This is a genomic window from Metabacillus sp. 113a (genome assembly GCF_050107635.1).
GTDB lineage: Bacteria > Bacillota > Bacilli > Bacillales > Bacillaceae > Metabacillus_B.
The window spans coordinates 34200-60993 of sequence record NZ_JBNILJ010000010.1; the positions used below are offsets into that span (position 1 = coordinate 34200).

Here is a 26794-nt window from a genome sequence, read left to right on the forward strand (position 1 = left end):
CTTCCCTCACTCAAATCCATTATACTCAAGCATTTTTTCTTGCAAGAAAAGCGACCCAATCCTCCATAACGAGCGTTTCGGCAATAGTGAATCCGGCTTTTTCCAGTGCATCTTTCACTTCACTTTTCTTATTCAGGATAATGCCCGAGGTGATGAACCACCCGCCATCCTTCACCAATCTAAACGCATCATCCGTAAATTTCACGATGACTTCTGCAAGGATATTGGCAACGATGACATCCGCCTGGTCGTAAATTCCATTAAGAAGATCATTTTGGAAGACGGAGATCTTGTCATCTACTTTATTCAGCACCGTATTCTGTCTGGCGCTCTCTACAGCCACGGGATCAAGATCCATGGCCTGAACGGGTGATGCACCAAGCAGGGCGGAAGCAATGCTCAGAACCCCGGATCCGGTACCGACATCAATAACCCGGTCTCCTTTATTAACGGTGCGCTCCAAAGCTTGAATACACAGGACAGTTGTAGGATGGGTTCCTGTACCGAATGCCATTCCGGGATCAAGCTCGATAATCAGTTCGTCTGAATGGACCGGTTCGTATTCTTCCCAGGTTGGCACAATGGTAAATTTTTCAGATATTTTCACCGGGTGATAATATTTCTTCCAGGCTGTTGCCCAGTCTTCCTCATGGACTTCACTCGTTGTCAGCTGCTTAGATCCAACGTTGATGCCGTATTCTGTAAGGCCTTCAATTGAATCGGTGATGCCTTCAACCGTTTCGGCTAAAAAACTATTCATTGGCAGATAGGCTTTGACGATGACCCCTTCTGAGGGATAATCCTGCGGATCGAGATGGTAGATTTCTCCATAAACGCTTTCCCGGTCTTTAAGCAGGTCCATCTGATCTTCAATTACGACTCCGCTCGCTCCGGCTTCGTGTAAAATATTTGAGATTGGTTCTACTGCTTCCTGTGTTGTATGGATACTGATTTCCGACCATTTCATTCCTCTGCCAACTCCTTAAATTTAATCGCCTTTTATTGCTCTTTTTACTTTATCAAAAAAGCTTTCTTCATTTTCATCCGGACGGTTTCCAGTCGTTTCCGCAAACTCTCTGAGAAGATCCTTTTGTTTTTCTGTCAGATTGGTAGGTGTGACCACCCGGACAACGATATGCTGATCGCCTTGACCATAGCCTCTGACATTTGGAATTCCTTTGCCTTTGAGACGGAATTTTGTGCCGGCTTGTGTGCCTGCCGGGACCTTTAATTTTACTTTACCCTGAAGCGTCGGCACTTCAATCTCATCACCAAGTGCAGATTGGGAGAAGGTTAGCGGCATTTCACAATATACATCATCGCCGTCTCTCTCAAAGAAATCGTGAGGCCTTACGCTGAATACGACATAAAGATCTCCTGCAGGTCCGCCGTTCATGCCTGCCTCCCCTTGTCCTGAAACGCGCAGCTGCTGACCGTCATCGACTCCCGCCGGGATGTTGACTTTAATTTTCTTGCGGCGCTTCACTGTGCCCTCGCCGCCGCAGGTAGAGCATTTATGTTTAATCATTTTGCCAGTTCCGCTGCAATGGTGGCACACCCTGCGGTTTACAATCCTGCCGAAAGGTGTATTTTGCTCTACGTTCAGCTGGCCGGAGCCGCCGCAATGGGAACATGTTTCCGGAGAGGTCCCCGGTTTTGCTCCAGAACCTGTACATGTACTGCATGTTTCGTCCCGAGGGATCTCAATTTCTTTTTCAATGCCGAACGCTGCTTCCTCAAAACTCATGGACATGGTGTATTGAAGATCCGCTCCCTGACGAGGGGCATTAGGATCTCTTCGCCGTCCGCCTCCGCCGCCAAAAATGGAACTGAAGATGTCATCAAAGCCAAAACCGCCTCCGCCGAAATCTCCACCCTGACCGCCGAAGCCGCCAAAGCCCTGATTAGGGTCTGTATGACCGAATTGGTCGTAATGGCCGCGTTTCTGATCATCACTCAGCACTTCATATGCTTCTTTGACTTCTTTAAATTTATCATCTGCATCTGCATCTTTGTTAATATCAGGATGATACTTTTTCGAAAGCTTACGGTAGGCTCGCTTGACCTCCTCTTTCGAAGCATCTTTCCCGACTCCAAGTACATCATAGTAGTCTCGCTTACTCATAATCCTCTCACTCCCGAATTCTCACATAAAGTAAATTGTATCATTTTCAAGCTTCATGTAGCAACAGCAAAAAGAAGCCCCGGTTCCTATTCATGGAGTCTTGCTCACGCCGGCTGTCCAACTGGTCCCATGCGCGGTGCTTTGCCGCAAATGCATGAGAAACGGAGGGTGATAGCTTGCTGTTCTGCACTGTACCGGCCAATCGTAAAAAAAGTCAAAGTCAAGGCAAGCCTGACTTTGACTTTTCTGGGTCTTAACCGTTCTTATTTTTTGTCGTTGTCGTCAACTTCTTCGTAGTCCGCGTCAACTACATTGTCGTCCTGCCCGCCAGCTTCGCCTTCCTGGCCTTGCTGCTGTTTCGCGGCTTCTTCATAAAGCTTCATGGAAAGCTGCTGGACAATTTCCTGCAGCTCGTCTTTTTTCGCTTTGATTTCCTCGAGTTCATTTTTCTCGATCGCTGCTTTCAAAGCATCTTTAGCATCATTTGCTTTTTTCACTTCTGCTTCATCCACTTTGCCCTCGAGGTCTTTAAGTGTCTTATCAGTAGTGAAAACAAGCTGATCCGCTTCATTGCGGACTTCTACTTCTTCTTTGCGTTTTTTATCCGCGTCTGCATTTTCTTCCGCTTCTTTCACCATGCGGTCGATTTCATCGTCGCTCAAACCAGTTGAAGATTTAATGGTGATGGTCTGTTCTTTGTTCGTGCCAAGATCCTTCGCACGCACGTTTACGATTCCGTTTTTATCAATATCGAAGCTTACTTCGATTTGAGGAACACCTCTTGGTGCCGGCGGAATATCCGTCAGCTGGAAGCGGCCAAGCGTCTTGTTGTCTGCTGACATTGGGCGCTCACCTTGAAGAACGTGAATGTCAACAGCTGTCTGGCTGTCAGCTGCCGTTGAGAACGTCTGTGATTTGCTCGTAGGAATTGTCGTATTCCGTTCAATAAGCTTGGTGAATACACCGCCCATTGTCTCAATTCCAAGGGATAGAGGGGTTACGTCAAGAAGAACGACATCTTTAACGTCACCTGTGATTACACCGCCCTGGATGGAAGCGCCGAGAGCAACCACTTCATCAGGATTTACTCCTTTGTGCGGCTCTTTGCCCGTTTCCTTCTTGATTGCATCCTGAACTGCTGGAATCCGTGTGGATCCTCCGACAAGAATAACTTTATCAAGCTGCTCTTTGGAAATGCCTGCATCCTGTAGTGCCTGGCGTACTGGAGCCATCGTGCGTTCAACAAGATCTGAAGAAAGCTCTTCGAATTTTGCTCTTGAAAGGTTAATCTCCAAGTGAAGAGGTCCCGCTTCCCCTGCCGTGATGAAAGGAAGAGAAATTTGAGTAGAAGAAACTCCGGAAAGGTCCTTCTTCGCTTTTTCTGCTGCATCCTTCAGACGCTGAAGCGCCATTTTATCTTTAGAAAGGTCAATGCCGTTTTCTTTTTTGAATTCAGCCGCAAGATAATCAATAATTACCTGGTCAAAGTCGTCTCCTCCAAGGCGGTTATCCCCTGCAGTAGAACGAACTTCAAACACGCCGTCTCCCAATTCGAGAACGGATACGTCAAATGTACCGCCGCCAAGATCATAAACAAGAATGGTTTGATCTTCATCCTGTTTATCCAGACCGTAAGCAAGAGCGGCAGCTGTCGGTTCATTGATGATCCGCTCAACTTCGAGACCCGCAATACGGCCGGCGTCTTTAGTAGCCTGGCGTTCTGCATCATTGAAATAAGCAGGAACCGTTATGACAGCTTTTGTAACAGTCTCTCCAAGGTAGCTTTCAGCATAGGATTTCAAGTGCTGAAGAATAACAGCTGAAATTTCCTGTGGCGTGAAGTTCTTGCCTTCTGCTTCAACTTTGTAATCTGTTCCCATATGACGCTTAACAGACATAATTGTGTTAGGGTTTGTAATGGCCTGGCGTTTTGCCACTTCCCCTACCTGACGCTCGCCATTTTTGAATGATACAACAGATGGAGTTGTGCGGTTGCCTTCAGGATTAGGAATAACCTTTGGTTCGCCGCCTTCAAGCACAGCGACACAAGAATTTGTTGTACCTAAGTCGATACCGATAATTTTGCTCATAATGCTACCTCCTCAAAATATGTATATCTTATTGACTTACTTTAACCATAGATGGGCGAATAACCCGGTCTTTCAGCTTGTAGCCTTTTTGAAATTCTTCGATCACTGTATTTGGTTCAAAACCCTCTTCTTCAGCCTGCATGACAGCTTGATGCAAATGAGGATCAAATGGCTTGCCAACTGTCTCGATTTCTTCTGCACCTTCGTTTTTCAGCGCTTGAACGAGCTGGCGGTGAACCATTTCCATCCCTTGAAGAAGTGATTTAGTCTGCTCATCCGATGCTTCGACTTTAAGCGCTCTTTCGAAATTATCCAATGCGGGAAGAATTTCTGAAATTAAGTTTTGAGCCCGGTATTTCTGAGCGGATTCTGCATCCATTCTTGCTCTGCGCTTATAGTTTTCAAAATCTGCCTGGACACGGAGAAGCTTGGTTTCAAACTCTTCCGCTTTTGCCTCAAGGGAAGCAATTTCTTCCTGCGCAGCCTTTAATTCATCCATCTCAGGTTCATTTTCCTGAACGTCTTCATGGTCAAGAATTTCCTCCCCTGAAAGAGCGGATTTTTCTTCTGATTCCTCTGCTTGCAGGCTGTCATTGAATTTCTTTTCATTTTCCACAATCTTTCACCTCCCTTAAATGCATGAGAAAGGGGATGGGTTTTGCCGATCCCCATCCTTCATTTTTAAAAACGATGTGTGTTCAGCTGTAATACTGATTGGACATTGCTTTTGATAATCCGCCGGCCACCTTCTGAAGCAGAGAGACTACTCTGGAATATTCCATCCTTGTTGGCCCAAGAATGGCAATGGTGCCGATTTTTTTATCATCAATCGAGTACGCCGCTGTGATGAGACTGCAGTATTCCATTGCTGATATTTCGTTTTCTTTCCCAATGGAAATAGAGAGTCCCGCCTCTTTGCTGCTGAGCAATTTATAGAACAGCCTTTCTTCATCAATCATCCTTAAAAGGGTTCTTACCTTTTCAAGATCACTGAATTCAGGCTGGTTCAGCATATTCGTTTTACCGCCGAAAAAGAGCTTTTCCTGATGATCATCCGGCAGCAGGCTGTCCTCAAATGATTTAAGAAACATGCCGTAGTTTTCAATATGCAGTTTTAAAAGGCTTGCTACTTCCTTGTACATTTTATCCTTAAGTTCAGAAAGTGAAACCCCTGCCAGGCGTTCGTTCAGGATATTGACCACCTTTTCGATATCACCCGGCCGTATTGTGTCAGGCAGGGAAATCGGCCTGCTTTCGACATGACCCGTATTCGTCACCATAATGGCAACCGCAGCATTATCACTTATCGGGATGATTTGCAGGTGTTTCAGCTGATTTTCATTCACCTTCGGCCCCAGCACAATGGTCGTATAGTTTGTCATATCAGATAGAATCTGAGCAGACTTTTGGACCATTTTCTCCAGTTCAAAGATCCGTTCCTCAAAAAGAGATTTAATCACCCGTACCTCCTTGCTTGCCAGCCGTTTTGGAGAAAGCAGATGATCGACGTAATACCTGTACCCTTTTTCGGAAGGAATACGCCCTGAAGAAGTGTGCGGTTTTTCAATAAAGCCCAATTCTTCGAGATCTGCCATTTCGTTTCGGATGGTAGCTGAGCTAAAGGATATCTCTTCTTTTTTGGACAGTGTTCTTGAACCGACAGGCTGAGCTGACTGGATGAAATCATCAACAATTACTTGCAGAATCAGCAATTGACGATTGGTTAGCATCTGTCATCACCTCTGTTAGCACTCGTAATAGTTGAGTGCTAATACTATAAACAAATTATCAAAACCAAAAAGAAAAGTCAATTCAAATGTCTTTATTTCCAGCTGTCAGGCAAGACCTATAAATGACTGAAAAACCTCGTTTCCAAGAAGCCTTCCATTTACAGAAAGACGGATGCACTGGTCATCCTCTTCAAGGAGCCCTTTCCGCTTCTGCTCATCAATCGGGGACCGGAATACTTTTTCCAGAGGTTTCCCGAATTTTTGACTGAACCCCTTTTTGCTGACGCCTTCGGTTTTGCGGAGTCCGAGAAAAAGCTCTTCCTCCATTTTCTCCTCGTCCGTAACCAGGTGGCTGGCTGTGATTGGAGATCCGGTTTCCTCCAGCAATGACATATATTTTTTGAGCGGTCCGGCATTCACTTCTCTCATCCCGTTTACATATCCATGCGCTCCGGCACCAAATCCGAAATACTCTTCATTATCCCAGTATGTCAGGTTATGCCTGCTTTCCATACCGGAAAGGGAAAAATTGCTGATTTCGTACTGCCGGAAGCCCGCCTGCTCCATGCGCTCCATTAACAGCTCATACATACCTGCCTCTGCATCCTGCGGAGGCAGGGCAAGCTTTCCTTTTTGCATCAGATTATAAAATACCGTTTTCGGTTCAATGATCAGCGAATAGGCTGAATAATGCTGCACATCGAGCTCTAGAGCAAGGTCCAATGTATGTTCAAAATCTTCAGCGGTTTGCCCGGGCAGTCCGAACATAAGATCAAGGCTTAAATTATCAAAGCCCGCTCTTTTTGCGTCCTCTACCGTGCAAAGGACGTCCTCCCTGCGGTGGACACGGCCGATTTTTTCGAGCAGATGGTCCTCAAAGCTCTGGACCCCTATGCTGAACCGGTTAACGCCAAAGCTTTTTAAAAGCTTCATCTTTTCATAGGAAAGGTCCCCGGGATTCGCTTCCACGGAAAACTCAATGTTTTTCCCCTGGGGTAAGAGATTCTTATTTATTGTCTGCATAAGCTGTCTGAGCTGATTTTCATTTAATGCAGTGGGGGTTCCCCCGCCTATAAAAATGGTTTCAAGCTTTTGCTTGTCATGGTTCGCCATAACGTTGGAAATTTCCCGCTCTAAATAGTCGAGGTACCGCTCAACTGGCTGATTTTGTATAAATATTTTATTAAAGTCGCAATAATGGCAGATGTATTCGCAAAATGGAATATGCACATACGCTGCTTTCACCATGCCGGTCTCTCCTTTAAAGGAAGATGCCGCAGAAAATCTGCGGCATCCCTGATTGATTATTTGTTGTCATCCATTTTAAGAACGGCCATAAACGCTTCCTGAGGAACCTCAACGGACCCTACCATTTTCATGCGTTTTTTCCCTTCTTTTTGCTTTTCAAGAAGCTTTCTCTTACGGGAAATATCTCCGCCGTAGCACTTGGCGAGAACGTTCTTTCTCATCGCCTTAATCGTTGAACGCGCCACAACCTTTTGGCCGATTGCCGCTTGGATCGGCACTTCAAAATGCTGGCGCGGGATAAGATCTTTCAGCTTTTCAACAATGGCTTTTCCCCGATCATATGCACTGTCGCGGTGCACAATAAAGGAAAGCGCATCAATCGTCTCGCTGTTAAGAAGAATATCCATTTTCACAAGCTTTGATGTTTTATAGCCAATCAATTCATAATCAAAGGAAGCGTAACCCTTTGTACTCGATTTTAGCTGATCAAAGAAATCATAGACAATTTCAGACAGCGGGATTTCATAAACGATGCTGACCCGGATATCGTCCAGGTACTGCATGTCGATAAAGATTCCCCGTTTCCCCTGGCAAAGCTCCATGACGGCTCCTACATAATCATTAGGCACCATCACCGTTGCTTTCACATAAGGCTCTTCAATCCTGTCGATTTTTTGGGGATCAGGCATGTTGGACGGATTGTCTATGATGATTTCTTCACCGTCTGTCATGAACACACTGTAGATAACACTCGGTGCGGTCGTAATCAGGTCGATATTGAATTCACGTTCAATCCGCTCCTGGATGATTTCCATATGCAGCAGTCCGAGGAAGCCGCAGCGGAAACCGAATCCAAGAGCCTGAGAGGTTTCAGGTTCATATTGAAGGGCTGAGTCATTGAGCTCCAGTTTCTCGAGCGCTTCACGCAGGTCATTGTATTTTGCTGTATCAATTGGATAGAGCCCGCAGTATACCATCGGGTTTAGTCTTCTGTATCCCGGCAGCGGCTCGGATGCCCCGTTTTTTGCACTTGTGATTGTATCCCCGACACGGGTATCCCCGACATTTTTAATGGCTGCCGTCAGGAAACCAACATCCCCTACCGTCAGCTCGTCCTTCATGACCGCCTTTGGGGTGAAAACACCAAGCTCAAGAACTTCAAACTCTTTTCCAGTCGCCATCATTTTGATCTTTTGGCCCACCTTGACCGTACCTTCGGCGATTCGGATATAGGCAACCACTCCTCTGTAGGAATCGTACAGAGAGTCAAAAATCATCGCTTGTAAAGGACCTTCCGGGTCTCCGGCTGGAGCCGGCACCTTTTCAACGACTTGTTCGAGTATCTCCTCAATTCCAATGCCGGCCTTAGCTGAAGCCAGGACCGCTTCGGATGCGTCAAGCCCGATCACTTCCTCAATTTCCTTGCGCACACGCTCAGGCTCTGCACTCGGCAAGTCAATTTTGTTGATTACCGGAAGAATTTCGAGATCGTTATCAAGGGCAAGGTAAACGTTCGCCAATGTCTGGGCTTCGATCCCCTGTGCGGCATCCACGACAAGCACGGCACCCTCGCAGGCAGCCAGGCTTCGGGACACTTCATATGTAAAATCGACGTGCCCTGGTGTATCAATTAAATGGAAAATGTATTCTTCTCCGTCTTTCGCCTTATACGTTAACTGTACAGCATTGAGTTTAATCGTAATTCCACGCTCCCGCTCCAGATCCATGGAATCCAAAAGCTGAGCCTTCATTTCCCGCTGGGTAATGGCAGACGTTTTTTCGAGAATCCGATCTGCTAACGTAGATTTGCCGTGGTCAATATGAGCAATTATCGAGAAATTACGGATTTTAGATTGTCTTTTCAATTTATCCTCATTATTCATAATCATCTATCACTCCTACAAAACTGCGCAGTGCGCTAGCATTGATTATATCAATTGGAAAATCAACATTCAACAAATCTTTTGACGAAAGAAATTTCCGGTCTTTGGAATCATGTTTTTTTAGGAGTCCATATTTCAGGTTAGCAGAGAGGAGATGGCAGGAAAAACTAATGCGTCAGGCGGGCGCATGACAGTCAGATTTCCCCTGGCAGTGTGTCTGTTCTTACCAGAACTGCTTCCCTCCTCTTAGCTGCCGCCTTTTCAGATTACGTAAAAATCCCGGAGTGCTTACAGCGGTCCGGGATCACATGGATATTTCATGCCGGCGAAAATTATTTTCCGCCCTTAATGGCATTTATCAGTTTTTGGAACAGATTCTCCACAGTTGAGGTGATGCCTCTTGCAGCTTCGGAGAGCGGATTGAAAGCATCCGCTTTCTCCAGTTCCAATCTCTTCTTTTCTAAATCATGGCTTGATAATGAATGGCCAAGAATCGAGGCCTCCATCTCCTGCCCGCCGCTGTTTTTGATCGTAAATGCTCCCTTCATATCCGGATCATCGTAGCCTTGAAGGCTTTTCATTCCGCTGCCTGCGGCCTGCATCCCAATCAGAACCCCTATAAAGAGAAGAGCGGCTGCACCTATGGATTTCATCATGAATTTACCCATCCGTATCCCTCTAGTCTGGTTATTTCTTTTCTGCTCCGCCTGCACCTTGAACCTTTTCAGCCTGCCAGTAAAATTCACTAAACACATCCGCTACGGCTTTTGTAGTATTGCGGAGCTCTTCCATATTGTTATCTACACCGCCAACCTCCAATAATAGTGAGTTTCCGGACAGATCCTGGTTGAACAGGCCGTTTGAGCCTTTATCTTTAAGAATGACGCCTTTACACAGTCCGGGGTACTTTTTCTCGAACCGCTTGTGAAGCTCTTTGGCAAGTTCGATATTTTTGTCCCTGCTCACATTTTTCCCTCCGACGACGAAAACGATTTGAGCGTATGGCTTGCTGTTGATTTCGGCCGTTGTTCGATCACGTCCCAGTGAATCCCGGTGAATATCGATGAAATATTCGAGATCTTCTCCTGAAGCCATCGCTTCCTGCACAACAGGTCTGGCAGCCGAATAGGACTGGGTTGTGTAGTTCCATTTTTTCTCTTTCAGGATTTTTTGTATATCTGTTGTTTCCACCTGCGATCCGATCCCTTGGGCCTTGAGTTCATCGGCCAGCATCCTCGACACGAGTGTGACATTGGCTGATGAATGGAAAGCCTGATTTGCATCTTTAGGAGGGTCCTTAAATAATGGAAGGTAGGACTCGGTATTATGTGTGTTGTACAGATAGACTACTTTCCGTCCTCCCGTTGTTGCTGCAGGCGGTTTTCCAGTCTCCTCTGTTTTCTCGGAAGCTTTTTGCAGCTGTTCAATCGATGCTTCCCTTTCCTGCAGCTGAACTTCAGGAGGGGGAGCCGATTCATACGGGATAATGCTGTTATAATTGGCACCTTCAGCAGCTACAATGATCTCACTGTCGTACATGGCGAAACCCGGCAGCTCCCGTCCTAGTAAACTTCGCGGGTCATTTAAGTTGATGCTTGCGGCAAGCTTTAAAAACATAGAAGACCAGTCAGCCTGTCCGCTTTCTTCAGGAAGAGCCTGTGAAAAATAGTGATTTTCCGTGCTCATTAAATAAATGAAGGCCTCGCCTGCAATTCCGCCGGCCAGTGTATGCAGGGAGGAAGATGCAGGCCTGTACTGGGGTTTTAAGGACGTCAGCACTCCAGATACAACAAAAATGAGTACCAGACCCAAAAAGGCCGTAAAGAGAAGTTTTTTAATACTTGTCCCGCTAATTGCCAGAATTGGAGGGGAGCCTGTCCTTTTCATGCCTATCCGTCCTCTCGCCTTTGTCTTGTACAGTCTATGGACAAAATGCGAGAGTTAGAACCAAAATGCTAGTGTGTGAAAGTGCCCCTATTGTCATGTCCTACTTGACCGTGAAGGGCAGAATTCAGGCCGTTTGCAATCACATTGGCCATATCACTGATGAACACGTCCACTTCCTTTGGAGTAACCATCAGGTTATGGCCGAGAGGGTTCAGCACTTCATGGATCAGCGCCCGCTTTTCTTCCTCAGGGAGTGTCCCTATAATCCCTAAATAAGTCTGGCGGTGTTCTTCTCCGGGCAGGTCTTCTTCCTTTAGTTTTTTCTTTTCCCCGAAGGACATGCCGGCCGGAACGAGCGATCTTGACGGTCGGTCCCCCTGTGTCATTTCCCTTCCAAAATGCTTAAGGATAAAATCGATGGTATCGCTTGCGATCGTCACGGCATCCACTACCGTTGGAATACCGATCGCTATTACGGGAATTCCCAGAGTATCCATGCTTAATTCTTTTCTTTTATTGCCGACCCCTGATCCTGGATGGATGCCTGTATCTGATATTTGGATGGTGGCGTTGACCCTTTCCACCGACCTTGCTGCCAGTGCATCGATGGCAATGATAAAATCAGGCTGAATGCGATTAACGACCCCTAAAATAATATCGCTTGTTTCGATCCCGGTCAGCCCCATCACTCCTGGGGAGATCACACTTACCGGACGATAGCCCTCCTGTACATTTTCGGGCTGAAGCTCAAATAAATGACGGGTGACCAGCAGATTTTCTGCTGTAATCGGTCCGAGTGCATCAGGGGTTACATTCCAGTTTCCAAGTCCTGCGATAAGACATGAAGCGTCCTTTTTTATTCCAAGGTTTTCAATAAACCGGCTGAATTCCCTGGCAAACACCTCAATCACCTGCTGCTGAAGATCCGTATCTTTCTGCCGGATCCCATCAGCTTGCAGGGTTAAATAATGCCCCGCTTTTTTGCCTGTCGCTTCTTCGCCTTCCTTCTTAATTTCCACCGAAGTGAGTGTAATATCGCCTTCCGTTCTTTCCTTGACAATGATGCCCTTTACTTCGCCGTCCCCGCGATCATCCGCAGCTTTTGGATCCTGATTTTTCTTCTGCTCCTCAAGAGCCATATCACGTGCTTCTATCGCGAGATCCGTCCGGACTGTATACTTTGTTAAATCCAATGATTCACTCATCCTTAATCCCCTCCTCGGAAATGTCTGCTTTTATTTTTTCCAATTCAAGGAGCTGCCATTCGCGAACTTTGCTATCAACGAAAATTCCTTGTCAGAGGTATTGCATAACCGCGCGGTGTCTGATAGAATATCTCTTGTTCTCTATGTTGGAAATATATCGAGTTAAATAGATCTCGATTGCTTTTTTATAGGAGGTGAATCGGATGCCAAATATTAAATCTGCGATTAAACGTGTAAAAACGAATGATGAGCGCCGCGCTCGCAACGCAACACTTAAATCTTCAATGCGTACTGCAATGAAAAGAGTTGAGTCACTAGTTGTGAACAATGAAGCTGACAATGCTAAAGCTGCTCTTCAAGAAGCTGCTAAAAGAATTGACAAAGCTGCTCAAAGCGGAATCATCCACAAAAATACTGCTTCCCGCTACAAATCCCGCTTGACTAAACAAGTAAACGGATTGTCTGCGTAAGCAAATGATTGCAGCATAAAGCCGCTGGTCGTTATGACCAGCGGCTTTTTACGTACAATCAGTTTTGGTTAACGGGCTTGTCCGGGCGGGCTGGAGAGCTGCATCAGGAACAGCTCCAATATTAAAACTTTGTCCATCTTCCCGGTTTTCATCGAATAATCCGCTTCAGCAATCCGATTTATGTACTGCTTTAAATCCTCTTCACGGAAGGATGAAGCCTGCTGGGAGGCCAGCTTGACCCTGAACGGGTGGACCTTTAAGGTTCCTGCTATTTGGGGCTGGCCATATCCTGCTGCTGTAAGCTGCTTTACCTGAAGGAAAAGGCGAAACTGTGCAGCAATAAGCGCAAGTATTTTGATTGGTTCTTCATTTGCTTTTAATAGATCGTGAAGAACTTCAAGCGCCTTATCCGCTTTTCTTGACGTTACGTGGTGAATGAGCTCGAATATGTTCTGTTCCAAAGTTCTTGCAGTAAGCTGATCCACCAATGACCTCGTGATTGAACCGCCAGGCCCCGTATAAGAAGAAAGCTTTTGAATCTCCTGATCCATCAGCATTAAGCTCCCATTTGTCAAAGCGGCTAAATGCTCTGCTGCATCCTGCTCTATAACCACCCCAGCGTCGGAAGCCAGGGAATGAATCCACTGAACAAGCTCCTGGCCTGATAAAGCTCTGGCTTCCCCGATAACCGCGTTTTTCTTGAGCGTTTTTGAAATTTTTTTCCGTTCATCCAATTTTTCATATGGGGCTTGAACAATTAAGACGGTATACGGGGCAGGCTCTTTTACATATTGTTCAAATCTTTCAACATGATGTTCGATTTTTTCCTTCTTTTTTTCGCCAGTCAGGAAGGAAGGATTTTTAAGAAGGACGACCCTTTTTTCTCCCATGAACGGCAGAGTTTCAGCGTCCTCGACGGCCGTTTCGACAGCCGTCTCTTCTAAATCATAAACTGAAAGGTTGAAATCCCTTTCTTCTTCATGCAAAGCCGCATCAACCAGCTTCTTAACTGATTGTTCCATCAGGTAGGTTTCAGTCCCAATCAACAAATAGACGGGCGAAAGGTTTCCGTTGCGAAGTTGCTTCCAGAATTGCAGCACATCCATCCAGCTCCTATGTAAAAAACTCTATACTCATCGTATAGAGTTTGCCAACGGGATGCAACTAAAATAGAACGGAGGAGGGTGAACCCCTCCTGCCATATATAATAAACGTTCTCCTGCAGGTCCCGGGTTCATTCTGCAGAAAAACGATGCCACCGTTTATTTCCTATTATTTTGCACCCTGACTTTAATTGTATGGCTGTTAACATCTTCTATCCGAGGACATGACCACTGCCCGTATTTAAGCAGGCAGCGGGTTGGCCTCTTCTTCTGAGAGGATGGATTTTTTTTCTAGTCTGGCTTATACTGAAAAGTAATCGGGAGGGGTAAATATGAATGAATTTGAAAAAAATGTACAGAGCAAACGGAATGACGCTGTTGATTCCGGAGTAGGGTTTGCTGTTTCATTCGGCTTTTTTGCAACCCTTTTCATCATCGCGACAGTGATTAAACTGGCTGCTTCTTAACAAAAAAAGTCCGTACCGATCCTTGAGGCTGGAAAGCAGTCTCTTTTTTCTTTCCCCGCTTTATACTTCATCTTATGGAGGAAACGTTTTAAAGGTTCCACTTTCGCCTTTAAAGAGATATTGGATCGACCCATGTTCATCCGTCCGATATACATTTACGTTTTGTTTCTTTAAGCGGTCTAATACTTCCTTGTGCGGATGGCCATACCGGTTTTTCCTGCCGGCAGACAGGACCGCATGCGAAGGAGTGGTTCGGTTCAGCAAATTCGGTGCTGTTGAAAATCTGCTTCCGTGATGGCCTGCTTTTAACACATCTATTTCTATATCCCTGTAAGCGCGAAGCATAGCCTCTTCCCCTTCTTTCTCTAAATCCCCCGTTAAGAGCCACCGCTGTCCTCCAAGTGTGAACCGCAAAACGAGGGAATCTTCATTTTTGCTATCGCTCCACTGCAGCGGCCAAAGCACTTGAAAATGAATGCCTTCCTCCATAATGAGCTCTCCCCCCTTCACAGTTTGGACAGAAATACCCCGCCTGGACGATTCATTGATGATCCTCCTATCGGAGTCATCACGCACAAATCCTTCCGGGATTATCAGCTTTGAAATGGTTACAGCCTCCGCCAGCGTTTCATATTCCCCTGTATGATCATGATCACCATGCGTCAGAAAAACCGCATCAATTCGGCTGATCCCCTGGGAAGCTAAATAAGATAGCAGGGTATATTCAGCGAGTTTTGCTTCTTCTCTCGTCGTTCTCCACTCTTCCCCAGCCTTTTCAAAAGTAAATTTCCCGCCTGTATCTATGACATAGACCCCTTTCCGGTATGGGAGTTCAATCACGATGCAATCCCCCTGTCCAACATCTAAAAAGGTTACCGCACCCCCAGGGTTGGCATAAGGAAGCATAAAATGCACCATTCCTAAGCTGCTTAGCACAGCCAAAGCGATTATGCGTTTCCAAAAGCCTTTATCTGAAGACCACAGACTGAATAGAACTCCCCCTGAGTAGCCGGCCAGCAGCCATCCAGGTGGCTTTCCAGGCCTTAACAAAAACGGGTCCTTCACCGAAAGGAATTCAGCCAGCTGATTTGTCCAAACAATCGCTGTGTGCGCAGCGGAAACGGCTTCTTTCCATAAAGGGATTTGAAGAAGTGACATGGTGAAGGAAATGAGAGATGCTGGCATGATCACAAAGGAGTAAAGGGGAACATAAAAAAAGTTGACGGGCAAACTGAGGAGGGAAATTTCCCAGAAGGAATGGAGGATAAGGGGCAGGGTACAAATCATGGAGAGAACTGTGAGAGCAAAATTCTGCTTGTGAATATTTCCTCTGCATGCGTTTAACAGGGGGAAGGAAAGCAAAATGGTAAAGCTGATTAAAAAGGTGAGCTGAAAACCAGTGAGGAATAAATGGAGAGGATAAAAGCCAAGCCACATCATAAATAAGACGGACAGCAGACTGAGGGGGTGCAGTTTCCATTTTAAAATCACGCAAAGCAAGTACAGTTCCGCTGCCAATACGGCTCTTGTAACAGAGGGTGAGCCGCCGGCTAAAATGAGATAAGCAGGAAGGAAAATAAACAGAATCAGCGCTGAGACTTCCCTGCTGACACCTGCTCTTATAAGGATGTAACGTCCGGCAAACGCAATCATGGCGACCTGCATGCCAGAAATGGCCAGCAGATGAATAATACCGATCCGCTGATAGGCATGTTCCGTCTCCTGGCTGATCCATTCCCTTTCTCCAAAAACAAGCGCCTGTGCAATCCCAGCAGATTCCGGGGGAAACGTGTTCAGGATCCGCTCAAGGCCGGATGATCTCCAGCTGAGAAGAGCCGCTTCCAGGGAGGGTTCCATTTTACAATCCGTAATTTCCGAGGCAGTCATGACCCAGTAAATAGCTTGAGACTCCAAATACGCTTTATAATGAAAACTGTTTGGGATCGTCGGATTCAGCGGTGCCTCAAGCTTGCCTTCAGTCCTGCAGGACATGCCGCTTTTTACTTTTAAGAGCTTTTGTTTCATTTCTTCACTTTCAATAAACTGCCTGAGCACAGCTGTTTCACCATTTTCAAGCTTAATGAATGATTTAAACCTGTCTCCATCCACATCCGGATGAACGGTAAGCATTCCCCTTCCGGAAAAACCCCCTTCTTTCAGCATGCTGTTTGAGTGGCTTTCATGATAAGAGGACAGATAGAGAAATAGAAAAAAAACGGCAAGCGCCCATATAGCTGCCATCTCCCTTTTTTTCAGAAAATGAAGCAGGCTTCCTGCCGAAACAGCTAAAAAGCCTGCCCATTCTGCTGAATACTTGGAAGAAAGGATCGCAATTGCAGAAGCGGCCGCGCATAATACATAGTTCAAATCCGGCCCCTCCAGTTATGTTCATGTCCCTGACATCAGCCTGTCTGCTCTTTTTGTCAGCTCGCTCATTTCGGATTCATCATCTGCGAGCTCTTTCAGCCTGTTCAAAAGGTCGGCAAGCAATTCATCCTTCTCACCATTACGGCTGTAATCCGGCTGCTTGTGCTCCACCTGCCTCACTTTGACCCCGGCTTGCTGAAAAAGTTCTACAGCATAGAGATGATTTTTGTAATCCGCAGAGTAAAAAACGGAACGAATCCCAGCCTGAATAATGGCTTTGCAGCATTGCAGACAGGGAAAGTGAGTCACATAAATCTCTGCTCCTTCAGTTGGCACACCGAATTTCGCGCATTGCAGAATCGCATTCATTTCTGCATGAATGGTTCTGACACAGTGGCCTTCAATGATATAGCAGCCGGTATCTATGCAGTGGTCTCCGCCAGTAATCGAACCGTTATAGCCGCCTGCAATCATTCTCTTTTCCCTTACGATGGTTGCACCGACTGCAAGACGTGTGCACGTGCTCCTCAAAGCCAGCAAATGGCTTTGCGCCATAAAATATTGATCCCATGATATGCGATTCAAAAGTATCCCTCCGCTCTTTTCCTTCTCCCATTTTAGACAGGTTTAAAATCTCCCGTCAAAGGTTAATTTACCAGGATAGAATCCTGCAGCTTTTCAAACGTTTTATCACCGATTCCAGACACCTCTTTTAATTCGTCCTTTGTTTTGAAAGCCCCCTTTTCTTCCCTGTAGCTAAGAATGGCTTCAGCTTTCGACGGCCCGATTCCAGGAAGCGTCTGAAGATCTTCAAGGGTCGCTTTGTTTAAATCAATCACAGGCTCTGTCTGACCGGGTGCTCCTGAGCTGCCCGGCGGTGCCGGCAGGCTCTCAGGGTCCTCTCCTTCTGCCGGGATATAGACAGCCGTTCCATCTATGAGCAGCCCCGCCAGATTAATTTGTTTTCCATCTGCGGTCTCCAGCAGCCCTCCCGCCCGGTCTACAGCATCCTTCACCCTTGCTCCATCCCAAAATTCATAAACTCCCGGCTCTTTTACAGCTCCCTTAATATCTACAATGAACGGAGTACGCTGATCATCTGGCGATACCCTTAAACCCCCGTCCGGCTCCTTTGTTTCCTGCGCTTCCGGAGGTTCAAGATTTTCCATGTTTTCCTGAACAGGCAGGGCTTCCTTCTGCGGAAGTCCATTTAGGTAAATGAATCCTGCGATCAGCAAAATTAAAGCGCCTCCTAATAACGGAATTTTATATTTATGCAGCCAATTCATACATCACCTCATGTAAACAGTTTTAGGAATAAATACAAATTGATTTTCATACTGTGTAGGAGAATAGGGAAGTGAAGGAGGGGAAGGCATTGAATGTCGGCTTTATCGGCACGGGCAACATGGGAAGAATTTTAATCGAAGCTTTCGCTGAATCCGGAGCGATCAAACCCCCGTCCATACTTATCACCAATCGGACATTGGAAAAAGCTTATCCTATACAGTCTGCTATTCCCGGCATCAAGGTTGCGGAGAGCAGCGAGGAAATTGTAAAGGCCTGTTCCCTTATTTTTCTTTGTGTTAAGCCGCTTGATCTCTATCCACTGGTCACACAGCTGGAACCGCACCTCACGGAAAACCACTGCTTAGTCTCGATTACGAGTCCAGTATCCGCCAGTCTGCTTGAAACCATCTCTCCCTGCCAGACAGCAAGAGTCATTCCGAGCATCACCAACCGGGCGCTTAGCGGGGTCTCGCTTGTTACCTTTGGAGCAGCCTGTTCGGATGAATGGAGAAAAACCATCATAACGCTTTTTGAATCCATTTCCGAGCCTGTCCTGATCGAAGAAACGGTAACACGGGCAGCATCCGATATCGTGAGCTGCGGTCCTGCATTTTTCAGCTACCTGATTCAGCGTTTTACTGATGCTGCAGTAAAGGAAACCGACATTAGCAAAGAAATGGCAGAACAGCTTGCTTCCGGGATGATTACCGGGATGGGGAAACTAATTGAAACCGGACATTATACGCTTCCGGCACTGCAAAAGAAAGTGTGTGTAAAGGGCGGAGTAACAGGTGAAGGAATTAATATCCTTGAGAAGGAGCTTGGAGATGTGTTTGAGCATTTGTTTCAGAAAACACATGAGAAGTTCGATGAGGATCTTTCGCTTATCGGGGATCAATTCAGGAGCCATCACTAATATGATTCGATGCGTTTCGATAGATTCCTTCAAGAGCAGACAGATTTTTTTATTTCGTATTTGCGTTTTTTTCCGTCCTTCCATGCCTTCATAAGACGAAAGAAAAAACCCAGGAACCCCACTTATAGCGGGCACTCTTGGGTTTTCCTCATCATTTTAGGCGATTGGGTGAACTATACCCGGTTCTTTTTGGCGGCATAAAACTGCCGTTCAGATTTTTCCAAAAGCGTACCCGGGGTAAAATCAGAAAAATGCTCAAGCACTTCAAAGCCTTCAGCTTCAAGCCAGGAAAGCAATTGTTCCGGCGCATACGCCCGCTGCTGATGAAACTCGTCGATTCGGCTGTAGCGGCCATCCGGATCCTTGATAAAAAAACTAAGTTCATGGTCTGCAGAATAAGGGTGATCTCCTTCAAAGCAATTCCAGATAAAGCTTACATCTTCTCCTGCGTCTGCGAACGTAGCACCTTGCAGAATGTGTTCCATCTTGTAAAGGGAATGAACATCGAAGAGCAGGAGGCCTCCGGCATGGAGCATGGCCGCCGCAGAATGCAGCGTTTGCCGGACGTCCTCTTCCTCAAGCAGATAATTCAGGGAATCGCAATTCATCATCACAGCATCATAGGACTGGTGATGCCCTTCCATTTCCCTCATATCCTGATTAAAAAAAGGAATCTCTACTTTATTCGCCTCAGCCTTTTGGATAGCGACAGCTAGCATGTCCTCACTAATGTCAGCACCGGCTGCCATGTAGCCTTTTTGCGCAAGCAAAACAGTAATTTCTCCGGTACCGCATGCCATATCCATAATTTTCTTGCCGCCGTTTCCATGCTCTTTCATCAGGCGGTCGAGCAAATCCGCCCAATCTCGGTAGGGAACATCCTTCATCAGATGGTCATAGATTCCGGCAAATCCGGTATAAATCATGCTTCAAGAAGTTTGGCCAAATCCTCTGACGGCGCGTCTCCCCATAATTTTTCAAGATTGTAGTAAATTCGCTCATCTCTATGGAATACATGGGCGACAACATCACCGAGGTCAATCAAAATCCAGCGTGCTTCATCATAGCCTTCCATCCGTTTAACATGAATGCCATTTATATCAGCTTGGTCTTTGATTTCACGGGCGATTGCCTGTACTTGTTTGTCAGAATTTCCGTGGCAGATCAAAAAATAATCTGCAATGAGTGATAGGCCTTTCATGCGAAGGGCCGTCATATCCTCTGCCCGTTTATCATCTGCAGCAGCAGCAGCGAGTTTTAATATATCTTTTTCATTCATTCTTTAATGGATTCCTCCCGTTTAGAAAATACTAAGTCATTATAGGCTTCGATTGTCATCGGATAAACAGCCTGATTTTTCTTAAGCAAAAACGTTATCGTGTTCTGCAGAGAAAGCATCATCGCTTCCTCGAGGCTTCTTTCCGCAGCTTCTCTCGCTTCTTCCACACCTGGAAACCTTCTCCCGGGTTCAATGTAGTCCGCTACATAAATCACTTTTTCAAGCAGGCTCATACCTGCTTTGCCGGAGGTATGATACTTGATCGCATCCAATATTTCAGGATCTTCAATTCCCGCTTCTGTCCGGACCAGGTATGCCCCTGCCGGCGCGTGCCACAGCTCCGTATTGTGAATAAGCAAATCCTGCTTCATATTTTGCGCAAGAATAATCTGTTTCATTTCCTCTTTTTGTCTGAATTTCGCATAATCATGGAAGATGGCTGCGGTCTCTGCTTTTTTAATATCCGCTCCATACTTTCCGGCAAGTTCTATAGCTGTTTCCATTACTCCCAAAGTATGCTGGTACCGATGGTCGGTCAGCTGTTTTTTTACCAGTTCTAAAGCCTGCTTACGTTCCATACAGTCCCTTCCCCTTAATATACCTCGTTATTTTTTCCGGAAGCAAAAAGTTGGTCGTTTCCCCGTTTTCGAGACGCTGTCTGATCAATGTGGATGACACATCAAATTGCGGAACATCCACAATAACTATGCCGTATTCTCCTTCTGAAGAATAGCCGGGCCGCCCGACTCCGATAAACCGGACAAGGGACAATAATTCCTCCACCCGATTCCAGCGGGGAAGGTACTCGATCATATCCGCACCAATAATAAAGGAAAACCGGTGTTCCGGATACTTTTCCTTCAACAGCACAATCGTATCGTATGTATAAGAAGGGCCGGAGCGCTCCAGCTCAATCGGTTCTATCTTGAATCCTTCCTCCCCGCTAATCGCAAGTCTAAGCATTTCATAGCGGTGAGCCGGACTGGAGTGGTCTTCATCTTGCTTGTGCGGCGGCAGGCTGTTAGGCATAAACCAGATCTCATCCAATGAGAGTGCCGCTTTCACCTCGTTCGCCATTAAAAGATGTCCATAATGAGGCGGGTCAAAGGTCCCTCCTAATATACCAATTTCTTTCATGTGAAAATCCCCTTTGTCTCTCCGTTACCGCACGTGCGATCCTCGTTTAAAGCTCCGGGAAAAGAATAGACGGACGGAAATGCTGAGCGAAAGTCCCGGTGGTGCAGCGATCATGCATGGCTGCCGGATCGCGGTTCCATCTAGTATGGGGAAAACTGCGGTATGGAGGATTGTCCAGATCAGTTCGGCAGCTTAATTTGCTTATTCTCCCTTGATTCCTTATACAGGACAATCGTATGACCGATCACCTGAACAAGCTCCGCACGGGCACCCTTGGACAGTTTTTCTGCTACCGTGTCCTTATCCTCTTCACAGTTTTGAAGTATGCTTACTTTGATCAGTTCCCTTACTTCAAGTGCTTCCTCAATCTGCTTAATCATATTCTCATTTACGCCGGCCTTTCCAACTTGGAAAATCGGGTTTAAATGGTGTGCTTCTGAACGCAAGAAGCGTTTTTGTTTACCTGTTAGCATATCTTGCTGCCTCCTAGTTTTTGCAGCACTACAGCCTCCATTGCCTTTACATCAGGCATTTTCCCTGTCCAATGGCGGAATGATAGCGCAGCTTGATAAATAAACATGCCCACACCGGAAACGATGCGGCATCCATGTTTTTCAGCTTCTTGTAAAAACGCGGTTTTTACGGGATTATAAATAATGTCGCTCACAATTGTCCCAGGAACAATGCCAGCTAAAGAGATCGGTTTTGCTTGTTCCTTCGGTGACATGCCAATAGACGTCGTCTGAATGATTAAATCATAATCAGCAAGTGAGCACTGGGCCTGATTAAGAGTGATTACCTTGCTCGAAACAGGGGCGCTGCAGCTTTCCAGAATCGCATACGCTCTGGAACTGGTCCTGTTCGCTAAATCTACCCTTCCGGTCTCAGCATGGGCCATAGCTGAGTATATTCCCCTGGCCGCTCCTCCGGCTCCTATGATCAGACAGGATATTTCGGATAGCTCCTTATCCAAATACGGCAGGATAGATTCTACATACCCTTGTCCATCCGTATTGTATCCTTTTAACCTTCCATCTTCATTCACGATGGTGTTAACGGCTCCCATTCTGGCAGCTGTTTCGTCAATAGCGTCAAGAAAGGGGATGACGTCTTCTTTATGCGGAATGGTCACATTCACACCTTTAATGCCAAGCGCTCTAATTCCTTTAACCGCGGCTTCCAAGTCCCTTTTTTCCACGTGAAACCTATGATAAACGGCATCGATGAGAAGATCCTGAAACGCCAGGTTATGAATTTCAGGAGACATGGAATGGCCTACAGGACATCCGATGATTCCATATACGTCTGCTGTCATGGAAAGGTCCCCCTCCTTAAATCAGCGAGCTCCTGAGCCCTACATAAACACCTTTAGGGGCATATGCGGTAACCTTTTTATTTGGTTCATTAACTGTAATCCAGCCCAGCCCCGAAAAGACGATATCCGTTTTCTCTTCTTTAACCGTAAATGTATGCGGGACAAGTTCCGGAAAATCATCGAGCTGTTCCGGCCGCGGAGGAGACAGAAGTTCCCCTCTGTGCGTTTCATAAAGGTGGTCCGCCTGCTCTAGTTTTGTCCGGTGAATATAAAGCTCATTCGGAATATAGCAGGTAAACGTGCTTCTCCCGCCATGCAGGAAATCAAAGCGTGCCAGTCCCCCGAAAAACAGCGTTTGTTCTTCATTCAGCTGAAACACTTTCGGCTTAATTTCTTTTTTAGGAGACAGCAGCTTCAAATCATCCCTGTTTACATAGTGAGCCATCTGGTGATGGTTGATAATACCGGGTGTATCGTAGAGAGCAGATCCATCATCAAGCGGAATTTCAATTAAATCAAGGGTAGTCCCCGGGTAATGAGAGGTCGTAATCAAATCTTTTTCACCCGCTACCTCTTTTATGATCCGGTTAATGAATGTTGATTTCCCTACATTGGTACATCCCACTACATACACATCTTTGCCTTCCCGGTAATGATCAATGGCTTCCATCACCTCCCGGACACCCTGCCCGCGGGAAGAACTCACGAGAAAGATATCAACAGGCTTAAGCCCATTTTCTTTCGCCTCGCGCTTCATCCAATGAATCAGCTTTTCCTTCTTAACCGATTTTGGAAGGATATCCGCTTTATTGGCCACCAGGAGAATCGGGTTATTGCCGGCGAACCTCTGAATACCGCTGATCCAGCTGCCGCTGAAATCAAAGATATCTACGATTTTAACAATCAGCGAATCCGTTTCCCCTACCCCGTGAAGAATTTTAAGAAAATCAGCATCGGTTAACGACACATCCTGAATTTCATTATAGTTTTTCAGACGGAAGCAGCGCTGGCAAATAATAGGATCTCTTAACAGCGCACTCGAAGGCGTATACCCGATTTCTTCCGGATTTTCCGTCTGGATTACGGCTCCGCAGCCTACACACACAATTTCTTCATTCACTGCTTTTCCTCCCATTGAATCATACCCTTTTTCTTTAATGTATCCATAATTCTTCTCTCTATTTTCCTGTTAAACTTTGTCACCGCCCCATCTGTGGAAGCAACGGGAACAACGAGAATGGTGTGAAACCCGTTTCGGTTTCCCCCCAGTACATCTGTCAGAAGCTGGTCACCGATAACGACCACTTCCTCCTTTTTCAGCTGCATATCATGAATGGCTTTGCGGAATGCCCGTCCCATTGGCTTTCTCGCTTTATAGATAAAAGGGATCTCAAGGGGATCCGAGAACTCTTTTACCCGCTTTTCAACGTTATTGGAAACGATTGTTACTTTAATTCCGCAGTCATTCATCTCTTTAAACCATTCAATCAGCTTTGGAGTCGCACTCGGTCTGTCCCACTCTACGAGCGTATTGTCTAAATCCGTGATGATCCCTTTTATATTTTTTTCCTTAAGCTTGTATGGGTTAATCTCGAATATGCTTTTTACAAATTCACCTGGTAAAAACAGTTTTAGCAAGGGGCTCACACCTCTGTAATCAAATTTTGCCAGTCTCCATCTTACCGAATTTCGGCACATCTTTCAAAAAAATACTGCATCTTAACAACCCGGAAGAAAACTTTTCGACAAAATCCGGCTGAATCTTCCGCCTGTGGATAACTCTATACACAACAAACAGCCTGTTTTCTCGAAAAACATTCTAGTTTATAAACAAACTGTTAACAGGTTATCCACTTTTCCCTGTGGATAACAGAACGATTGTTCCTTTTTCCAAAACATGTTAGATTAAAATCAAATAAACCCAACCTGCCATCTTATTCAGAAAAGGACCGGGATAGACCAGTTTTTTCAGGAGGTGACGTGCCAATTATTTGGCCTTCCAGTATGCGTAAATTATCGGATGAACTGCTGATTGAATCGTATTATAAAGCGACTGAATTAAAATTAAGCAACGATTTTATCTTTTTAATCGAATCAGAAATCAAGCGCCGGTCTCTTGCTCACTTTTTAAGGAACTCCTGAGCATCAAGAGCTTAGCGCTTTTCTTTTATTATTGCCATACCCAATCGGCCAGCCTCTCAAATCATGAATGCAAGCTATTATACCATGCCCGCACCCTATTCCTCTACCCGGCTTGCATGCACAGAAAAAAACACCCCTTCACAAGAGGTGCTTTAGCTGTAAAAACCGCCATAATACCAATAGTAAGCTCCGAAAATCAAAAGCAGAATAAATGCCACAATCAAAACAGCATACCAGAAACCATAACCCGCACAGGGGGGGATATAAGGATACGGGTACGGCAGCGGACCGCATCCGGGACTGCACGGATAGTAGCCTGCAGACATCCGAAAGACCTCCTTCACCATTCTTAACAGCATAGTATGTATGTACATATCACTGGGTATAGGCATGTGTCCCATTCTTTTAGGAATTTGTCTATTTCTTTAATAATCCGCTGTCCATTATGGCTTCATACAGCACTCTGGCCCCTTTAGGCGTCATATGATTACCTGAGGGGTCGATCATGCCCGAGGCAATGAGGGCTTTATCTGTATCTCCGCCTGCCTCTCTCACCATATTGCGCCAATGATCGATAAGCGGGACTTTCTCTCTGCCGGCTATTTCTCTTACAATATCGTTGTAGGAGTTGTGCCAGTTGCGGGCACCTTTTCCGGCATCATAATAAATTTTATCGTAGCGGGAGTAATACAGCTTGTCCGTTCCGTTGCCCTCTGCGATTGGCAGGCACGTCATAAGCACAGGCTGGCCTCCGTGCTTTTTAATTTCATTTACAAAATACAGCAGATTCTGCTCAAACCGCTGCTTTGACACACGCGGCTTTCCATTTGGGAGAACAACAGCATCGTTCGTCCCGAACATGATAAACACCGTTTCAGGGTTCCGGTTCAGCACATCTTTTTTGAACCGTTTCCTTCCGTCTTCTGTTGTTTCTCCGCCAATCCCCGCATTGTAAATATTGGCTGTACCCTGCTGAGCCAAGGCAAGCAGATTTACCCATTTTTCGTTTTCCGGATAATCCCTTACAGGGTAATTGGCTCCCTCTGTATTGCTGTCTCCAAACGCGACCGCATTGTATTCATTGTTTCCTGCACCGCATCCGGCGGCGAACAGGAGACTGATCATCATGAAAACTTTCTTCAACTCTGGCACCTCCGTAAGCTATACCAAACTATAATATAGAACTTCCCGTGTTTCAACTGCTGCAGGCGGGGTTCCCCACTTTCTGAACTTTATGCACGTAAACAGACACGGGCAGGCTTCCCGCTACATAAACATAACTAATAGGCGATTGCCTACATAACGACCGCGGGGGTGCTTATTTGTCCGGATTATTTACAGCTCTGGCCTACGTGTTAAGGGAAATGGTTTTTCTTGTAAGCTATGTGAAAAACAACGCTTTTCCGCAGCCTTTGTCCGCCAGCGATGAAAAGAAATACCTGCAATTAATGGCAGAGGGCGATGAGCATGCAAGAAACCTTCTTATTGAACATAATCTAAGGCTTGTCGCTCATATCGTCAAAAAGTTCGAGAACACCGGAGAGGATGCAGAAGACTTGATCTCCATCGGAACAATCGGGCTTATTAAGGCGATTGAAAGCTATTCCCAGGGAAAGGGAACAAAGCTTGCCACCTATGCCGCAAGGTGCATCGAAAATGAAATTCTGATGCATCTCAGAGCCTTAAAAAAAACGAAAAAGGACGTCTCCCTTCATGATCCGATCGGCCAGGATAAAGAGGGCAATGAAATTTCCCTTATCGATGTTCTCAAATCGGAAAGCGAGGATGTCATCGATACGATCCAGCTGAATATGGAGCTCGAGAAAGTCAAACAGTTTATTGATGTATTGGATGAGCGGGAGAAGGAAGTCATCGTCGGGAGATTCGGCCTCGACCTTCAAAAAGAAAAAACACAGCGCGAAATCGCTAAAGAACTAGGTATCTCAAGAAGCTATGTTTCCCGGATCGAAAAGAGGGCACTTATGAAAATGTTTCATGAATTTTACCGTGCCGAAAAAGAAAAGAACAATAAAAAAAAGAAAAGATAAGGAGAAAGGGTGCTTCCCTCTCTCCTTATCTTTTTTCAGCTAGCCGCTGTCTATCTCCACAGTGAGGTAGTTCGTCATTTCTTTTATCATTA

28 protein-coding genes are annotated in these 26794 nt (G+C 45.9%); 5 read left to right on the plus strand and 23 right to left on the minus strand.

Features of this window, described 5'->3' with window-relative positions; genetic code table 11:
• Positions 1-25 precede the first annotated feature (25 nt).
• The 10 genes from prmA to gpr form a co-directional block, all read right to left on the minus strand.
• Positions 26-967 (minus strand): 50S ribosomal protein L11 methyltransferase, encoded by a 942-nt coding sequence (gene prmA / locus ACQCVE_RS13940; protein ID WP_426863163.1) that lies wholly within the window; start codon positions 965-967, stop codon positions 26-28.
• A gap of 21 nt (positions 968-988) precedes the next feature.
• A complete protein-coding gene (gene dnaJ / locus ACQCVE_RS13945; RefSeq protein ID WP_426863164.1) occupies positions 989-2125 on the minus strand; it encodes a molecular chaperone DnaJ in 1137 nt (378 codons plus the stop codon).
• 263 nt (positions 2126-2388) lie between these two features.
• On the minus strand, positions 2389-4215 hold the full coding sequence (gene dnaK, locus ACQCVE_RS13950; RefSeq protein ID WP_426863165.1) for a molecular chaperone DnaK: 1827 nt from the start codon (positions 4213-4215) through the stop codon (positions 2389-2391).
• Between the two features lie 28 nt (positions 4216-4243).
• Positions 4244-4831: a nucleotide exchange factor GrpE gene (grpE, locus tag ACQCVE_RS13955; protein WP_426846549.1), complete on the minus strand. Its 588-nt coding sequence runs from the start codon at positions 4829-4831 to the stop codon at positions 4244-4246.
• Between the two features lie 82 nt (positions 4832-4913).
• Positions 4914-5945: a heat-inducible transcriptional repressor HrcA gene (gene hrcA, locus ACQCVE_RS13960; protein ID WP_426863166.1), complete on the minus strand. Its 1032-nt coding sequence runs from the start codon at positions 5943-5945 to the stop codon at positions 4914-4916.
• 105 nt (positions 5946-6050) lie between these two features.
• The gene (hemW, locus tag ACQCVE_RS13965) at positions 6051-7193 is read right to left on the minus strand and encodes a radical SAM family heme chaperone HemW (RefSeq protein WP_426863167.1); all 1143 of its coding nucleotides are present in this window, start codon (positions 7191-7193) and stop codon (positions 6051-6053) included.
• Positions 7194-7249: 56 nt separating this feature from the next.
• Positions 7250-9076 carry a translation elongation factor 4 gene (gene lepA / locus ACQCVE_RS13970; protein WP_426863207.1) on the minus strand — a complete coding sequence of 609 codons (1827 nt, stop codon included), beginning with the start codon at positions 9074-9076 and terminating at the stop codon, positions 7250-7252.
• Positions 9077-9408: 332 nt separating this feature from the next.
• Entirely contained in the window at positions 9409-9744 is a 336-nt protein-coding gene (locus ACQCVE_RS13975) for a DUF3679 domain-containing protein (protein ID WP_426863168.1), read from the minus strand.
• Positions 9745-9763: 19 nt separating this feature from the next.
• Complete coding sequence (locus ACQCVE_RS13980; protein ID WP_426846541.1) at positions 9764-10963, minus strand: stage II sporulation protein P; 1200 nt, start codon at positions 10961-10963, stop codon at positions 9764-9766.
• Between the two features lie 68 nt (positions 10964-11031).
• Positions 11032-12168 carry a GPR endopeptidase gene (gene gpr, locus ACQCVE_RS13985; protein WP_426863169.1) on the minus strand — a complete coding sequence of 379 codons (1137 nt, stop codon included), beginning with the start codon at positions 12166-12168 and terminating at the stop codon, positions 11032-11034.
• Positions 12169-12371: 203 nt separating this feature from the next.
• Between gpr and rpsT the strand changes: the two genes are divergently transcribed.
• Entirely contained in the window at positions 12372-12638 is a 267-nt protein-coding gene (gene rpsT, locus ACQCVE_RS13990; protein ID WP_426846537.1) for a 30S ribosomal protein S20, read from the plus strand.
• Positions 12639-12706: 68 nt separating this feature from the next.
• Here rpsT and holA read toward each other — a convergent pair whose 3' ends face one another.
• Entirely contained in the window at positions 12707-13744 is a 1038-nt protein-coding gene (holA, locus tag ACQCVE_RS13995; RefSeq protein ID WP_426863170.1) for a DNA polymerase III subunit delta, read from the minus strand.
• A 329-nt stretch (positions 13745-14073) separates the two neighbouring features.
• Here holA and ACQCVE_RS14000 point away from each other — a divergent pair, with 329 nt between their 5' ends.
• Entirely contained in the window at positions 14074-14208 is a 135-nt protein-coding gene (locus ACQCVE_RS14000) for a YqzM family protein (protein ID WP_426846533.1), read from the plus strand.
• A gap of 72 nt (positions 14209-14280) precedes the next feature.
• Here the strand turns inward: ACQCVE_RS14000 and ACQCVE_RS14005 are convergent, their stop codons facing one another.
• From ACQCVE_RS14005 to ACQCVE_RS14015, 3 genes are all read right to left on the minus strand, one after another.
• Positions 14281-16575, minus strand: coding sequence for a DNA internalization-related competence protein ComEC/Rec2 (locus ACQCVE_RS14005; RefSeq protein WP_426863171.1), 2295 nt, complete (start codon positions 16573-16575; stop codon positions 14281-14283).
• Between the two features lie 21 nt (positions 16576-16596).
• Positions 16597-17160, minus strand: a complete 564-nt coding sequence (locus ACQCVE_RS14010) for a ComE operon protein 2 (protein ID WP_426863172.1) — start codon at positions 17158-17160, stop codon at positions 16597-16599.
• A gap of 62 nt (positions 17161-17222) precedes the next feature.
• Positions 17223-17864, minus strand: a complete 642-nt coding sequence (locus ACQCVE_RS14015) for a helix-hairpin-helix domain-containing protein (RefSeq protein WP_426863173.1) — start codon at positions 17862-17864, stop codon at positions 17223-17225.
• Positions 17865-17953: 89 nt separating this feature from the next.
• Between ACQCVE_RS14015 and comER the strand changes: the two genes are divergently transcribed.
• Positions 17954-18781, plus strand: a complete 828-nt coding sequence (gene comER, locus ACQCVE_RS14020) for a late competence protein ComER (protein WP_426863174.1) — start codon at positions 17954-17956, stop codon at positions 18779-18781.
• 173 nt (positions 18782-18954) lie between these two features.
• Here comER and ACQCVE_RS14025 read toward each other — a convergent pair whose 3' ends face one another.
• The 8 genes from ACQCVE_RS14025 to ACQCVE_RS14060 all read right to left on the minus strand — a co-directional run bounded on the left by ACQCVE_RS14025 (position 18955) and on the right by ACQCVE_RS14060 (position 24150).
• Positions 18955-19707 carry a class I SAM-dependent DNA methyltransferase gene (locus ACQCVE_RS14025; RefSeq protein ID WP_426863175.1) on the minus strand — a complete coding sequence of 251 codons (753 nt, stop codon included), beginning with the start codon at positions 19705-19707 and terminating at the stop codon, positions 18955-18957.
• Positions 19704-20060 carry a ribosome silencing factor gene (gene rsfS / locus ACQCVE_RS14030; RefSeq protein WP_426846521.1) on the minus strand — a complete coding sequence of 119 codons (357 nt, stop codon included), beginning with the start codon at positions 20058-20060 and terminating at the stop codon, positions 19704-19706. The genes ACQCVE_RS14025 and rsfS overlap by 4 nt, the downstream gene beginning before the upstream one ends.
• Entirely contained in the window at positions 20057-20638 is a 582-nt protein-coding gene (yqeK, locus tag ACQCVE_RS14035; RefSeq protein WP_426846519.1) for a bis(5'-nucleosyl)-tetraphosphatase (symmetrical) YqeK, read from the minus strand. The genes rsfS and yqeK overlap by 4 nt, the downstream gene beginning before the upstream one ends.
• Positions 20628-21197, minus strand: a complete 570-nt coding sequence (locus tag ACQCVE_RS14040; RefSeq protein WP_426863176.1) for a nicotinate-nucleotide adenylyltransferase — start codon at positions 21195-21197, stop codon at positions 20628-20630. The genes yqeK and ACQCVE_RS14040 overlap by 11 nt, the downstream gene beginning before the upstream one ends.
• A 179-nt stretch (positions 21198-21376) precedes the next feature.
• A complete protein-coding gene (yhbY, locus tag ACQCVE_RS14045) occupies positions 21377-21670 on the minus strand; it encodes a ribosome assembly RNA-binding protein YhbY (protein ID WP_426846515.1) in 294 nt (97 codons plus the stop codon).
• Positions 21664-22512 carry a shikimate dehydrogenase gene (gene aroE, locus ACQCVE_RS14050; protein ID WP_426863177.1) on the minus strand — a complete coding sequence of 283 codons (849 nt, stop codon included), beginning with the start codon at positions 22510-22512 and terminating at the stop codon, positions 21664-21666. The genes yhbY and aroE overlap by 7 nt, the downstream gene beginning before the upstream one ends.
• A 16-nt stretch (positions 22513-22528) precedes the next feature.
• Positions 22529-23647: a ribosome biogenesis GTPase YqeH gene (yqeH, locus tag ACQCVE_RS14055; RefSeq protein WP_426863178.1), complete on the minus strand. Its 1119-nt coding sequence runs from the start codon at positions 23645-23647 to the stop codon at positions 22529-22531.
• Positions 23629-24150, minus strand: coding sequence for a YqeG family HAD IIIA-type phosphatase (locus ACQCVE_RS14060; protein WP_426846509.1), 522 nt, complete (start codon positions 24148-24150; stop codon positions 23629-23631). Before ACQCVE_RS14060 ends, yqeH begins: the two co-directional genes overlap by 19 nt.
• Before the next feature lie 366 nt (positions 24151-24516).
• On the opposite strand from ACQCVE_RS14060, the gene ACQCVE_RS14065 reads away from it, so the two are divergent.
• The gene (locus tag ACQCVE_RS14065; RefSeq protein ID WP_426863208.1) at positions 24517-24654 is read left to right on the plus strand and encodes a sporulation histidine kinase inhibitor Sda; all 138 of its coding nucleotides are present in this window, start codon (positions 24517-24519) and stop codon (positions 24652-24654) included.
• 417 nt (positions 24655-25071) lie between these two features.
• On the opposite strand, the gene ACQCVE_RS14070 is transcribed toward ACQCVE_RS14065, so the two are convergent.
• Positions 25072-25797: an SGNH/GDSL hydrolase family protein gene (locus ACQCVE_RS14070; protein ID WP_426863179.1), complete on the minus strand. Its 726-nt coding sequence runs from the start codon at positions 25795-25797 to the stop codon at positions 25072-25074.
• Between the two features lie 179 nt (positions 25798-25976).
• Between ACQCVE_RS14070 and sigK the strand changes: the two genes are divergently transcribed.
• On the plus strand, positions 25977-26702 hold the full coding sequence (sigK, locus tag ACQCVE_RS14075; RefSeq protein WP_426863180.1) for an RNA polymerase sporulation sigma factor SigK: 726 nt from the start codon (positions 25977-25979) through the stop codon (positions 26700-26702).
• Positions 26703-26794: the final 92 nt, after the last annotated feature.